Origin of the sequence: Stenotrophomonas sp. SI-NJAU-1 (genome assembly GCF_020883215.1) — a bacterium.
Taxonomy (GTDB): Bacteria; Pseudomonadota; Gammaproteobacteria; order Xanthomonadales; family Xanthomonadaceae; genus Stenotrophomonas; species Stenotrophomonas indicatrix.
The window spans coordinates 1,448,559-1,462,000 of the sequence record NZ_CP086598.1 but is presented as its reverse complement, the minus strand read 5'-3'; the positions used below and the strand labels follow the sequence as shown (position 1 = coordinate 1,462,000).

14 protein-coding genes are annotated in these 13,442 nt (G+C 66.4%); 11 read left to right on the top strand and 3 right to left on the bottom strand.

The genetic code is table 11. The features are described 5' to 3' along the window. Window positions 1-125 precede the first annotated feature (125 nt). The 3 genes from LMF57_RS06730 to LMF57_RS06720 all read right to left on the bottom strand — a co-directional run bounded on the left by LMF57_RS06730 (window position 126) and on the right by LMF57_RS06720 (window position 2,656). Window positions 126-1,025 carry a sulfurtransferase gene (locus LMF57_RS06730; RefSeq protein ID WP_229291133.1) on the bottom strand — a complete coding sequence of 300 codons (900 nt, stop codon included), beginning with the start codon at window positions 1,023-1,025 and terminating at the stop codon, window positions 126-128. Beyond that, a complete protein-coding gene (locus LMF57_RS06725; RefSeq protein ID WP_140226730.1) occupies window positions 1,022-1,825 on the bottom strand; it encodes a CoA pyrophosphatase in 804 nt (267 codons plus the stop codon). The genes LMF57_RS06730 and LMF57_RS06725 overlap by 4 nt, the downstream gene beginning before the upstream one ends. A 129-nt stretch (window positions 1,826-1,954) precedes the next feature. Beyond that, entirely contained in the window at window positions 1,955-2,656 is a 702-nt protein-coding gene (locus tag LMF57_RS06720) for an FKBP-type peptidyl-prolyl cis-trans isomerase N-terminal domain-containing protein (RefSeq protein WP_025875366.1), read from the bottom strand. A 166-nt stretch (window positions 2,657-2,822) separates the two neighbouring features. On the opposite strand from LMF57_RS06720, the gene LMF57_RS06715 reads away from it, so the two are divergent. The 11 genes from LMF57_RS06715 to phoU all read left to right on the top strand — a co-directional run bounded on the left by LMF57_RS06715 (window position 2,823) and on the right by phoU (window position 13,298). Further along, window positions 2,823-3,617: an enoyl-CoA hydratase-related protein gene (locus tag LMF57_RS06715; RefSeq protein ID WP_229291132.1), complete on the top strand. Its 795-nt coding sequence runs from the start codon at window positions 2,823-2,825 to the stop codon at window positions 3,615-3,617. A 4-nt stretch (window positions 3,618-3,621) separates the two neighbouring features. Further along, window positions 3,622-3,975: a hypothetical protein gene (locus LMF57_RS06710; RefSeq protein ID WP_049466535.1), complete on the top strand. Its 354-nt coding sequence runs from the start codon at window positions 3,622-3,624 to the stop codon at window positions 3,973-3,975. After that, a complete protein-coding gene (gene nth / locus LMF57_RS06705) occupies window positions 3,975-4,664 on the top strand; it encodes an endonuclease III (protein ID WP_229291131.1) in 690 nt (229 codons plus the stop codon). The genes LMF57_RS06710 and nth overlap by 1 nt, the downstream gene beginning before the upstream one ends. 228 nt (window positions 4,665-4,892) lie before the next feature. Continuing rightward, window positions 4,893-6,104, top strand: a complete 1,212-nt coding sequence (locus LMF57_RS06700; protein WP_117309933.1) for an OprO/OprP family phosphate-selective porin — start codon at window positions 4,893-4,895, stop codon at window positions 6,102-6,104. A 110-nt stretch (window positions 6,105-6,214) separates the two neighbouring features. Further along, window positions 6,215-6,994, top strand: coding sequence for a hypothetical protein (locus LMF57_RS06695; protein WP_208082175.1), 780 nt, complete (start codon window positions 6,215-6,217; stop codon window positions 6,992-6,994). A gap of 136 nt (window positions 6,995-7,130) precedes the next feature. Beyond that, window positions 7,131-8,150, top strand: coding sequence for a phosphate ABC transporter substrate-binding protein PstS (gene pstS, locus LMF57_RS06690; RefSeq protein ID WP_025875374.1), 1,020 nt, complete (start codon window positions 7,131-7,133; stop codon window positions 8,148-8,150). Between the two features lie 523 nt (window positions 8,151-8,673). Then, a complete protein-coding gene (pstS, locus tag LMF57_RS06685) occupies window positions 8,674-9,762 on the top strand; it encodes a phosphate ABC transporter substrate-binding protein PstS (protein WP_100464372.1) in 1,089 nt (362 codons plus the stop codon). 82 nt (window positions 9,763-9,844) lie between these two features. Further along, on the top strand, window positions 9,845-10,813 hold the full coding sequence (gene pstC / locus LMF57_RS06680; protein WP_140226733.1) for a phosphate ABC transporter permease subunit PstC: 969 nt from the start codon (window positions 9,845-9,847) through the stop codon (window positions 10,811-10,813). Next, window positions 10,813-11,676: a phosphate ABC transporter permease PstA gene (pstA, locus tag LMF57_RS06675; protein ID WP_117309930.1), complete on the top strand. Its 864-nt coding sequence runs from the start codon at window positions 10,813-10,815 to the stop codon at window positions 11,674-11,676. The genes pstC and pstA overlap by 1 nt, the downstream gene beginning before the upstream one ends. 19 nt (window positions 11,677-11,695) lie before the next feature. Further along, window positions 11,696-12,526: a phosphate ABC transporter ATP-binding protein PstB gene (pstB, locus tag LMF57_RS06670; RefSeq protein WP_025875381.1), complete on the top strand. Its 831-nt coding sequence runs from the start codon at window positions 11,696-11,698 to the stop codon at window positions 12,524-12,526. 64 nt (window positions 12,527-12,590) lie between these two features. Next, window positions 12,591-13,298 carry a phosphate signaling complex protein PhoU gene (gene phoU / locus LMF57_RS06665; RefSeq protein WP_049465163.1) on the top strand — a complete coding sequence of 236 codons (708 nt, stop codon included), beginning with the start codon at window positions 12,591-12,593 and terminating at the stop codon, window positions 13,296-13,298. Window positions 13,299-13,442 lie beyond the last annotated feature (144 nt).

The following is a 13,442-nucleotide window of genomic DNA, read 5'->3' as shown; positions in this document are numbered from 1 at the left end:
CAGCAAACGCTGGGTATCCTTGGATGGCGGGGTGGGGCCCGCGGCTGTTGGTAGGTGTCGACCTTGGTCGACACGTAGATCCACGCCATGCGTGGATGAACGGCAAATCGACCAACCCGCTTCGCTCAGGCGCCGGTGGCGACCGGGCGGCTGCTGTCGCTGACCCAGCCACTCCATGAGTCCGCGTAGATGCGTGCGCCGGACAGGCCCGCGCTTTCCATCGCCAGCAGCAGGTGGCAGGCGGTCACGCCCGAGCCGCACATCAGCACCACGCGTTGCGGGTCCTGGTTGCCGATCACACCCTGCAGCTCGGCACGCAGTTCCTGTGCATCGCGCAGGCGGCCGTCCAGCACGTTCAACGCGAACGGGCGATTGACCGCGCCCGGTACATGGCCGGCGACCGGGTCCAGCGGCTCCACCTCACCGCGGAACCGCTCGCCCGCGCGGGCATCGACCAGCCAGCCCGGTGCATGCTTGAGGCGTGATTCGATCTCGTCCGCGCTGGCAACCTGGCTGCCATCGAAGCGCCCCGGATACGCGGGCAACGCGGTGACCTGGCTGCTGCCGGTCGCCAGCGGCTGGCCGGCGGCCTGCCAGGCGGCGATGCCTCCATCGAGCACGGCCACGTTCGCATGCCCGATCAGGCGCAGCAGCCACCACAGGCGCGCGGCGGCCATGCTGCCATCGCTGCCGTCATACACCACCACCAGCGTGTCGGTGCCGATGCCCCATTGCCCCAGTCGTGCGGCGAACGCATCGCTGTCGGGCAACGGGTGGCGGCCATGGCCCACCCGCGTCAGATCGGACAGGTCGCGGTTGAGATCGGCATGCACTGCGCCGGGAATGTGTCCCTGCGCGTAGAGGCTGTTGCCCGCCTGCGGGTCGGCCAGCGATGCACGCGCGTCGACCACGCGCACGGTACTGGCGGTCGCGCGGGCATCGACCACGCGTACCCCATCGCCCAAGGCCGCAGCCAGGGTCGCAACATCGACAAGGGTGGTCCACGGTGGGTCGATCGGCTTCATTGCGCTTGCTCCAGGCGGCGACGCAGGTTGTACAGGATGGCCGCAGTGGCGCCCCAGATGCGCTGGCCGGGCCAGCCATATTCAAGGACATGGCGGACGCGGCCGCGATGGTTGATTTCGACCTGGCGCAGGTTGTCGGCGGCCATCAGATAGTCCAGCGGCACTTCGAACACCTCGGCCACTTCGCTGGGCTGCGGAACCGCCACGAAATCCGGATCGATCACCGCCACCACCGGGGTCACCCGGTAGCCGGTGATGGTCACGAACGGATCGAGATATCCCAGTGCCTGCACCTGTGTCGGCGCCAACGCGATTTCTTCCTGGCTTTCGCGCAATGCGGCAGCCAGCGCATCGCGATCATCGGGCTCGGTACGGCCACCGGGGAAGCCAACCTGGCCACCATGTTGCCGCAGGGTTTCGGTACGCCGGGTCAGGATCACCTGCGCACCGTTGGCGCGCGGCACGATGCCAGCCAACACCGCCGCCTCGACCGGTGGGCCCGGAGGCAGCAGGTCATCCAGTTCACTGCGGTTCCAGCCGTCACCTGCCGGCGGTTCGGCCAGCGGATGCAGCGCGCGCAGCAGCCGCTCATGATCGGCCAACGACCCTCGCAGCGACTGCTGCAGCTGTTGGCGCAGGGGCAGCACGCGCTGCAGGATATGGCTGCGTTCGCTGTCGCTCATCGACGACCACCGTGCGATTTCGTCGATATGCCGCCCGCACCCGGCGCAGAGCCGGTTGCGATCCAGCTTGCAGACGTTGATGCAGGGGCTTGCGACAGCACGCGCCGTTTCTTCCATTGTTTGCACTGGTCAACAGTAGCGCGAATGGCCTGAATTTGGGATGGGCCCCGCGCGGCTGCAGCGTGGTGCAGAAACAAAAACGCGCCGGTGGGTTCACCGGCGCGTTGATGTTGACGCTGTTTCTTCTTACTTGACGCTGATCAGCTTGATCTCGAACTGCACAGCCACGTTCGGCGGGAACGGGGTGCGCGGGTCGGCGCCGTAGGCCTGATCCGGCGGCAGCGAGACTTCCCACTTCGAGCCTGCCGGCATCTGCAGCAGGGTCTCACGCATGGCCTTCATTTCGACTTCGCTGACCTTGATCGACGGAATCTGCTGGGCCGGGCGGGCTTCGGTCGGGCGCTGGCCGTACGGGAACGGACCGGCCACTTCCAGCTGCACGGTGCTGGCCTGGGTCGGCTTGGCACCCTTGCCGGCTTCGATCACACGGTACTGAACGCCGCTCGGCAGGGTCTGCACGCCCGCCTTTGCCTTGTTCTGCGCCATGAACTGATCGCTCTTGGTCTTGTTTTCGGCAGCAGCCTTTTCGTACTCGGCCTTGGCGGCCTGGGCACGGCCCTGCTCGCGCTTCTGGAACGCTTCAACGGCCGGCTTCAGCTGCTCGGCGGTAATGGCCGGCTGCTTCTTGGCGTAGGCGTCCTGCAGGCCCTTCACCACCGAGTTGATGTCCAGCTGCTCACCGCGACCAGTCAGCTCCGCCAGGTTGTTGCCGTAGTCGTAACCGAAGTAGTAGCTCAGCTTGCCCTTCTCGGACGCGATGTCCTGGGCGAAGGCATTGCCCGTCAGGGCCAGGGCCGCGACGGCGACCGCGATAGAACGCAACTTCATCAAACAGTTCTCCAGGGGTGGTAACTCAGGGACGTTCTGCGCCGCCCTGAGGCGACGGGTTAGGATAACGGCCACAACGTGTAACCGCTACTCACCACGCAGGCTATGACCTGTCTGCGTTTACAGAGTTCAATCTCACTTTTTTTTAACGTTCCAGGAGTTTCCCGTGGTCGAGGCCCCCGCTCCCCACCCGGTCGACGTCAGCGATGATGGCGCCGTCCGCACCATAACCGTGCAACGCCCGGACAAGCTCAACGCCCTCAATGCCGCCACCCTGCAGGCCCTGGCCGAGGCGTTTGGCGACGCCGCCGCCGACCCGGCGGTACGGGTGGTGGTGCTGACCGGGGCTGGCCCCAAGGCGTTCGTGGCCGGGGCCGACATCGCGGAAATGAACACCTTGAGCGCGGTTCAGGGACGTGATTTCTCCCTACTCGGCCAGGCTCTGATGCGCCGCATCGAACGCATGCCCAAGCCGGTGATCGCCCGGGTGAACGGATTTGCGCTGGGCGGCGGGCTGGAACTGGCCATGGCCTGCCATCTGCGCATCGCCGCTGATTCGGCCAAAGTCGGCCAACCGGAAATCAATCTCGGCCTGATTCCCGGCTTCGGCGGCAGCCAGCGCCTGCTGCGCCTGTGTGGCCGTGCGGCCACGCTGGAACTGTGCCTGCTGGGCACCCCGATCGACGCCGCACGCGCACTGGCCCTGGGCATCGTCAACGAAGTGGTACCCGCCGCCGAGCTCGACGCCCGCGTGCAGGCCCTGGCCCGGCAGCTGGCACAGTCGGCGCCGCTGGCGCTGCGTGGCCTGCTGGACGCGGTGCACGTGGGCGGCGAATGCAGCCTGGAAGCCGGCCTGGAATACGAAAGTGCGCAGTTCGGCCTGCTGTTCGCCACCGAGGACATGCGCGAAGGCACCAGCGCCTTCCTGCGGCGCCGCCCCCCCGCCTTCCAGAACCGCTGACGCCATGGCATCCCGACCCAACCCCGTGCTGCTGTTCGCCCGGGTCCAGGCAGACGATCCCGATGGTGCGCTGCAGGCTGGACTGATGGACTACGTGGTGCGCGCTGGCGATGACCGGCTGCTGCCCGATCATCCGGACCTGCCCGACCGCCTGTGCCAGATGCAGTTGCAACTGCAGCGTGCATGGGCGGCGCGCGAACGCTTCCGCGCACGCGCCGTGCGCCTGGCCCGCCGCGAGGCCGAGCGTGATGCGCGGCGGACGCCCGCGCCGGCACCGGACGTCAAACCCGCCCTGCCTGCCGCCGCGGCCGCCATCCTCGCCCGGGCCAAGGCCCGCGCCGCTGGCAAGGAGCAGTAATGGCGACCGCGAAGAAGACCGCGCGCGCCGCTGCGCGCCGCGGCAGTACGATGCCGCGTGCCGACGTGGTGGAAATGTTCACCCGCCTGCGCGAGCTCAACCCGCATCCGAAGACCGAGCTGGAATACAGCTCGCCGTTCGAACTGCTGGTGGCGGTCGCGCTGTCCGCACAGGCCACCGACGTCGGCGTCAACAAGGCCACCCGACGCCTGTTCCCGGTTGCCAACACGCCGGCGAAGATCCTCGCCCTGGGCGAAGAGGGACTGAAGAAGTACATCGCCACCATCGGTCTGTTCAACGCCAAGGCGAAGAACGTGATCGCCACCTGCGCGCTGCTTATCGAGAAGCACGGTGGCGAGGTGCCACGCGATCGCGACGCACTGGAAGCCCTGCCCGGTGTCGGCCGCAAGACCGCCAACGTGGTGCTCAACACCGCCTTCGGCGAACCGGTGATGGCAGTGGACACGCACATCTTCCGTGTCGCCAACCGCACTGGACTTGCGCCCGGAAAGAACGTGCGCGAAGTCGAAGATCGACTGGTCAAAGCGATTCCCGCCGAGTTCCTGCTCGACGCGCACCACTGGCTGATCCTGCACGGCCGGTACGTGTGCAAAGCGCGCAAACCGGATTGCCCGGGCTGCGTGATTGCCGACCTGTGCCGGTTCAAGGACAAGACCCCCGCGGAGTGACCGCGCCCTCCACGCATGGCGTGGATCTACGGGAAATCCGTCCACGCATGGCGTGGATCTACTGCAACCGGGGCGCAATCCGCGCGTCATACGTAACCGGTTTCAATGGCGGGCCCAGCCGTGACGGGGCCTGCGGCGGATCGCGGCCGTGCGCGAACTGTCACATTTACGCAATCTTCACGTTTTAGCCTGCGCGCATCTTCCCACCTGCCTGCAAGGCTCCTCTCCATGAAACTGCATCACCAGCTCCTGACGATCGCCGTGGCTGCTGCGCTGTACGTGCCGGCCGCCCACGCCGAAGTCGCCATCGATGTGATCGGCGGTTCGGAAATCACCTTCGAAGGCCTGGTCCAGGCCGACGGCAACTGGTACGACAATGACGTCGTGGACCTCAACGGCGGTGACGCCGGCAACGGCAAGAACAGCGAATTCGAACTGCGTCGCGCCGAGCTGGTGCTGAAGGGCAAGGGCCCGGGCAACGTGGAATGGGTCGTGGGCTACGACGCCAAGGCCGACAAGTTCCTCGATACCAACGTGAAGTACAAGCTGCTGGGCAACGCCAACCACTTCATCCAGGTCGGCCAGTTCAAGCAGCCCAACAGCCTGGAAGAACTGTCCAGCACCAAGAACAACGACTTCATCTCCAAGGCTGCGGTCACCAACACCTACGCTGTCGCCCGTCGCCTGGGCGGTGCCTACAGCTACGGCCAGGACAACTGGTCGGTCACCGCCAGCGCCTTCGGCCGCGAACTGACCCGCAACCTGGCCCACGGCAGCGGCTACGGCGCACGTGGCACCTGGGCCCCGATCAACGAGAAGGGCCAGGTCCTGCACTTCGGCCTGAGCTACGTCGACTACGACACCGACGCAGACACCCTGCGCGTGCGTGCCCGCCCGAACGCCGACCTGGCCACCGCGCGCCTGGTCGATGGCGGCAACATGACCGACACCGACCGCGTCAGCACCATCGGCGCCGAAGCGATGTACTTCCAGGGCCCGTTCAAGGCGCAGGCCGAGTACTACACCAGCAAGGCCAAGCGTTACGCCCATGACAACTACACCAGCGATGGCTACTACGTCAGCGGCGTGTGGAATGTCACTGGCGAAAGCTGGAGCTACAAGGGCGGCACCCCGGGCACCGGCCTGCCGAACAACCCGGCCGGCGGCCAGTGGCAGCTGGGCGTGCGCTATGACCACATGGATCTGAACGACGGCAACCTCGCCGCCAATCCGGTGGCCGGCCGTCCGCCGATCGTCGATGGTGTGCTCGGCGGCAAGATGGACATCTGGACCGTCGGCGCGAACTGGTACTGGCGCTCGAACTTCAAGCTGATGCTCAACTACGTGATGGTCGACAGCAAGAAGTACAGCTCGACCGCCCGCGGCTTCGTCAACGACGATCCGAACATCCTGGAAGCCCGCGCGCAGTTCTTCTGGTAAGTCCGGAAGCACGCGTTCGAACGAAGGCACGGCCCAGGCCGTGCCTTCGTCGTTGTGGGCAGGCGGTGGCCGCGCGATGATGCCCGGCCCTGTCGACAAGGACCTTCGGGATGCCTTCTTCGCTCCGCCTGCGCCGCCTGCTTTGCGCTGTCCTGCTCGCTGCCCTGCCCGCCACTGCGTTCGCCTGTGACGATGCGCAGGCCGTGCGCGAGGCCGCGTATCGGCAGTTGCCGGCCGGCGCCCTGCCGGTCACGGCACGTTTCACCGATGCGGACAGCACGGCCTGCCGCGCGTGGCCCGCACAGCCCGGCACGACTCTGCTGGCCGTCGCGCAATGGACCGCCCCCGCCTCGGAAGACGTGCGCGGTGGCGACCTGGACCTGTTGTTGATCGATACCGCCAGTGGCCAGCCGCTGGCCTGGACCCGCGTGGCCGATGCGGTCAGCAGTGATGCGCTGCGCTTTACCGGCCTGCACCTGGACACGGCACGCTGGCAGTTGGACCGGGCCACCCGCGCGTTCGGCGTGCGCATGGACTACAGCGGCAGCTCAGGCCCCAACCCGTTCGCGCAGACCGAACTGCAGTTGTTCGTACGCGAGGGCCGGCAGCTGCGCCGGGTGCTTGCCCCGCTGGCCGTCAGTGGCAGTCGCGGCGAATGGGATACGCGGTGCGCCGGCGAGTTCAGCCGCTTCGAGCGCACGCTGGAGATGGGCAATGCCCATGCCGCTGGCCTGGCGCCGATCGTGGTGCGCGAAAAACGCACCGATACGATCAGCGTCGCCGCCGGTGACGACTGCCATGCCACCGACACGACGGCACCCGCACAACGCTGGACACTGCAGCCCCGCGACGGTCGCTATGCCGTTCCGGAGGCGCTGCGCGGGCTCTGAAGGGCGGGCTTGGGCACCGCCATGACGGCTGTCACGTTCGCGTCATATGACAGACGCGGGCGTGTCATGGAACCGTTATGGAATGTGCACCGAAACGTCGGGCAGCCGCCCCTCGACCACCCCAGGAGTCTCTCCCGTGATCCACGCCTTCAAGTCGCGCGCCGCCGTCGCCATTCTGGCCGCGTCGTCCGTGTTCGCCGCCAACGCCGCCGATGTCACCGGCGCGGGCGCCTCGTTCATCTACCCGGTGATGTCCAAGTGGTCGGCCGACTACAGCACCGCCACCGGCAAGAAGGTCAACTACCAGTCGATCGGTTCCGGCGGTGGTATCGCCCAGATCAAGGCAGCGACCGTGGACTTCGGTTCGTCCGACGCGCCGTTGAAGCCGGAAGAGCTGGCTGCCGCCGGCCTGGCCCAGTTCCCGTCGGTGATCGGTGGCGTGGTGCCGGTGATCAACGTTGCAGGCGTCGCCCCCGGCGCGCTGAAGCTGGACGGCCCGACCCTGGCCAACATCTTCCTGGGCAAGATCACCACCTGGAACGACCCGGCCATCGCCGCCCTCAACAGTGGCCTGACCCTGCCCAGCGGCAAGATCACGATCGTTCATCGTTCGGACGGCTCGGGCACCACCTTCAACTTCGTCAACTACCTGTCCAAGGTCAGCCCGGAGTGGAAGAGCAAGGTCGGTGAAGGCACTTCGGTACAGTGGCCGGCCGGCATCGGCGGCAAGGGCAACGAAGGCGTTGCGGCCTACGTGAAGCAGATCAAGGGCGGCATCGGCTACGTCGAACTGTCCTACGCGCTGCAGAACAAGATGTCCTACGCGGCGATGAAGAATGCGGCCGGCAAGATCGTGCAGCCGTCGGACGCCTCGTTCTCGGCCGCTGCGGCCAGCGCCGACTGGGCCAACGCCCGTGACTTCTACCTGGTGATGACCAACGCCCCGGGCGCTGATGCGTGGCCGATCACCGCCACCAACTTCATCCTGGTGCGCAAGCAGCCGAAGAACGTGGCGGGCGCCAAGGCCACGCAGGAGTTCTTCCGCTGGGTCTACAAGAATGGCGATGCGCAGGCCAAGCAGCTGGACTACGTGCCGCTGCCGGACGCGCTGGTGCGCCAGATCGAGACCTACTGGACGCAGAACCTGAAGTACTGAGTTCGTTGCAAGGCGTTCCCCCGCAGGAACGGGGCCGGCGGGTCCTCTCTCCCCCGCCGGCCCCACCGGGCGCTGGATCCTTCGGGGTCCGGCGCTCTTCTTTTTTTGTAGGGTTGGTCGTGAAAGGCGCTGCGCTTCCCTCGATGAGTTGTTGCGGCGATGGGCCGGGCTGCGCAGGACACGCCGCGAGTACGTCCTTGCAGGTTCGGCCACGGCATCCATGCCGTGGACGGTCCTGCGCAGCCCGGCCCAACGCCGCCTGATGGTTCATCGGGGGCGCGCTGGGGTCATGGAAGGCAGGAGCGGGGGCAACGGTTGCCCGGCCCTCCGCCGCGCCGGGGACCGCGCAGACGCGCAGTTGGCGCTGTCAGCCGACCCGGCGGCCAACCGTGAATCCCGCGAAACCCTTGCCAGAACGTGATCCAGGACACCTCTGTCATGGACGTCATACGGCTGTAACAAAAACATCATTTCATAGCCGCATCCGCCGACACCGTCGGCTCTACCCCGCTATGGAGTGACCATGAAACTGCACTCGGCCAGCCTTGCCGCCCTTTCCCTGGCCATCGCCCTGGGCCTGTCTGCCTGCGGTGGCGACAAGCAGGCCGCACAGCAGCCGGCCGCTGACGGCGCCGCTGCTCCGGCCGCTGCCGGCGACAAGGTGACCGCTGAGGTCTCCGGTGCCGGCGCCTCCTTCATCTTCCCGCTGGTGTCCAAGTGGTCGGCCGACTACAACACCGCCACCGGCGCGAAGATCAACTACCAGTCGATCGGTTCCGGTGGTGGCATCGCCCAGATCAAGGCCGGCACCGTTGATTTCGGTTCGTCCGACAAGCCGCTGAGCAGCGACGAGCTGGCCCAGGCCGGCCTGGCCCAGTTCCCGTCGGCCATCGGCGGCGTGGTGCCGGTGGTCAACATCGACGGCCTGGAAGCCGGCAAGCTTCGCCTCAGTGGCGCCCTGCTCGCCGACATCTTCCTGGGCAAGGTCAAGACCTGGAACGACCCGGCCATCGTCGCCGCCAATCCGGGCGTGACCCTGCCGGACGGCAAGATCACCATCGTCCACCGTTCGGATGGTTCGGGCACCACCTTCAACTTCTCCAACTACCTGTCCAAGGTCAGCCCGGAGTGGAAGAGCAAGGTCGGCGAAGGCACCTCGGTGCAGTGGCCGGACGGCGTGGGTGGCAAGGGCAATGAAGGCGTTGCTTCCTACGTGAAGCAGATCAAGGGCTCGATCGGCTACGTCGAACTGGCCTATGCCCTGCAGAACGCGATGCCGTACACCTCACTGCAGAACGCGGCCGGCACCTGGGTGCAGCCGAACGCTGAAACCTTCGCCGCCGCTGCCGCCAGCGCCGACTGGGCCAGCGCCAAGGACTTCAACCTGGTCATCACCAACGCCCCGGGCGAGCAGGCGTGGCCGATCACCGCCACCAACTTCATGCTGATGCAGAAGAAGCCGAAGGATGCCAAGCGCAACCAGGATGCGCTGGCCTTCTTCAAGTGGGCCTTCGAAAGCGGCCAGGCCCAGGCCAACGAACTGCACTACGTGCCGCTGCCGGCCGAGCTGGTCAAGCAGATCGAAGCCTACTGGGCGACCGAACTGAAGTGATGGACCCGACGGTGCCCGCCACGTGCGGGCACCGTCTCCTGCACATCGTGCTGCCCCGCCCCTTCCTGGCCCTGCCGTCCCCATGAATGCCATCGCCCAGCCTGTAGCCGCCCCGTCCACGCGTGACATGCGTGATGCCCGCAACGACAAACTGTTCCGATGGGTGCTGGTCGGCACCGTCATCTTCGTCCTGATCGCGCTGGCCTGCGCCGCACTGTCGATGCTGTGGGGTGGTCGCCACGCTCTGCAGATGCAGGGCCTGAGCTTCTTCTTCTCCTCCGACTGGAATCCGGTCGAAAACAAGTTCGGCGCCCTCGCCCCGATCTACGGCACCCTGGTCACCGCCCTGATCGCGATGGTCATCGCCGTACCGGTCAGCTTCGGCATCGCCTTCTTCCTCACCGAAGTGGCACCGCGCTGGCTGCGTGGTCCGGTCGGCACCGCCATCGAACTGCTGGCGGGCATTCCCTCGATCATCTACGGCATGTGGGGCCTGTTCGTGCTGGTGCCGGTGATGACCGAGTACGTCACCCCGTTCCTCAACGAAACCCTGGGCGAATGGCCGATCATCGGCCCGGTGTTCCAGGGCCCGCCGCTGGGCATCGGCATGCTCACCGCCGGCTTCGTGCTGGCGATCATGGTCATCCCGTTCATCTCCTCGGTGATGCGCGAAGTGTTCCTGACCGTGCCGACCCGCCTGAAGGAATCGGCCTACGCGCTGGGCTCCACCAAGTGGGAAGTGAGCTGGGACATCGTGCTGCCCTACACCCGCTCGGCGGTGATCGGTGGCGTGTTCCTCGGCCTCGGCCGCGCACTGGGCGAGACGATGGCAGTGGCCTTCGTGATCGGCAACAGCGTGCGCCTGTCGCCGTCGCTGCTGGAACCGGGCACCACCATCGCCGCACTGATCGCCAACGACTTCGGCGAAGCCACTGAAACCTACCGCTCGGCGTTGCTGCTGCTCGGCTTCGTCCTCTTCATCGTCACCTTCGTGGTGCTCGCCATCGCCCGCCTGATGCTGATGCGCCTGTCCCGCAAGGAGGGCAACTGATGTCCAGCACCGCTGACTCCCTGTACCTGCGCCGCCGCATCGGCAATGTCATCGCCATCGCGCTGTCCTGCGCCACCGCGCTGTTCGGCCTGTTCTTCCTCGGCTGGATCCTGTTCACCCTGGCCGCCAAGGGCCTGGCCGGCATCAACCTGGATCTGTTCACCAAGATGACACCGCCGCCGATGCAGGAAGGCGGCCTGGCCAACGCCTTCTTCGGCAGTGCGGTGATGTGTGCGCTGGCGATCGGCATCGGCACCCCGCTGGGTGTGCTGGCCGGCACCTGGCTGGCCGAGTACGGCAACGCTCGCAAAGCCGGCACCGTGGTCCGCTTCGTCAACGACATCCTGCTGTCGGCCCCGTCCATCGTGCTGGGCCTGTTCGTCTACACCCTGTACGTGATGCAGACCGGCGGCAGCTTCTCCGCCTTCGCCGGTGCACTGTCGCTGGCCTTCATCGTGCTGCCGGTGGTGGTGCGTACCACCGACGAGATGCTGCGCCTGGTGCCTTCGCAGATGCGCGAAGCCGCGCTTTCGCTGGGCATTCCGCAGTGGAAGGTGATCGTGCAGGTGCTGTACCGCAGTGCCTCGGCCGGCATCATCACCGGCATCCTGCTGGCGCTGGCCCGCATTTCCGGCGAGACCGCACCGCTGCTGTTCACCGCCTTCGGCAACCAGTACTGGAACAGCAACGTGTTCCAGCCGATGGCCTCGGTGCCGGTGGTGATGAACCAGTTCGCCGGCAGCCCGTACGAATCCTGGCAGGTGCTGGCCTGGGCCGGCGCGCTGGTGCTGACCGTGTTCGTGCTGCTGGTCAGCCTCTCTGCGCGCGGCATCCTGCTGCGCAACCGTATCTCCCATGACTGACCTTTCCGTGGATACCGCCATGAACGACCTTTCCAACGCCGTGCCGATGCAGCGCATCGTCGTGCCGGCCTCGCACGAGAACCTGCACGCTCCGGCCCCGGTCAAGCTCGCCGCGCGTGGACTGGACTTCTATTACGACAAGTTCCACGCCCTGAAGGGCATCAACCTGGAGATCCCGGAAAAGCGCGTGACCGCGCTGATCGGTCCCTCCGGTTGCGGCAAGTCGACCCTGCTGCGCATCTTCAACCGCATCTACGCGCTGTACCCGAAGCTGGAAGCGCGCGGTGAGGTGATCCTCGACGGCGAGAACATCCTGTCGCCGAAGTACCCGATGAACCGCCTGCGCAGCAAGGTCGGCATGGTGTTCCAGAAGCCGGTGCCGTTCCCGATGACCATCTTCGAGAACGTGGCCTACGGCATCCGCCACCACGAGAAGCTGTCCAAGGCGGACATGGCCGACCGTGTCGAGCACGCGCTGCGCCAGGGCGCGCTGTGGGACGAAGTGAAGGACAAGCTCAACCAGAGCGCGCTGGGCCTGTCCGGTGGCCAGCAGCAGCGCCTGTGCATCGCCCGTGCCGTGGCCCTGCGCCCGTCGGTGCTGCTGCTGGACGAGCCGACCTCGGCGCTGGACCCGATTTCCACCAGCCGCATCGAGCAGCTGGTGGAAGAGCTCAAGCACGAGTACACCATCGTGATCGTCACCCACAACATGCAGCAGGCCGCGCGCGTCTCCGATTACACCGCCTTCATGTACCTGGGCGACCTGATCGAGCACGACCGCACCGAAGTGATCTTCTCGCAGCCGTCCAAGCAGCAGACCGAGGATTACATCACCGGCCGGTTCGGCTGATCGGCGCTGACGCTTCGCCACCTGTCCCAGCCAGGCGCGCCTGGCTCTACCTGGATTGCAGAACATGAACCTTCCCAACGACCACATCGTCAAAAGCTACGACGAAGAGCAGCAGCGCCTGGTGGCCGAGATCGTGCGCATGGGCGAGATGGCCGTCGCCCAGCTGGAGGCGTCGATGGACGTCATCGAGAAGCGCGATGAGAACGCCGCCCATCGCATCATCGCCAACGACGAAGCGATCGATGCGCTGGAACAGCAGATCAGCCACGACGTGATGCGCCTGGCGCTGCGTGGCCCGATGGCCCGCGACCTGCGCGAGATCCTCGCCGGCCTGCGCATTCCGGCCGACATCGAACGCATCGGCGACTACGCAGCCAACGTCGCCAAGCGCTCGATCGCGCTGGGCAAGGTGCCGCCGCTGCCGCAGATCCAGGGCCTGCGCGCCCTCGGCCGCCTGGCCGCACAGCAGGTCCGCCGCGCCATCGCCGCCTACCGCGACAACGACGCCGATGCCGCGCTGGAACTGCGCGAGGACGACGCCCGCCTGGACGCGCAGTACACCGCGCTGTTCCGCGAGCTGCTGACCTACATGATGGAAGACCCGCGCAACATCACCCCATGCACCCACCTGCTGTTCATGGCCAAGAACCTGGAGCGCGTGGGCGACCATGCCACCAACATCGCCGAGAACGTGTGGTTCCTGGTGCACGGCGAACAGCCGCTGCCGCCGCGCCAGAAGCGCGACGAGACATCCAGCGCGGGCGATATCTGATACTGCACTGCAACACCGGATTCGACTCCAGGGTGGCCGCTGTCCTCGTGACAGCGGCCTTTTTGCTGGCGCTGTAATACTTCTCACGAAAATTTGAATTCCCGGCGAGGATTCGTTGAGTAGGATCGCTGCACCATCGCTTCA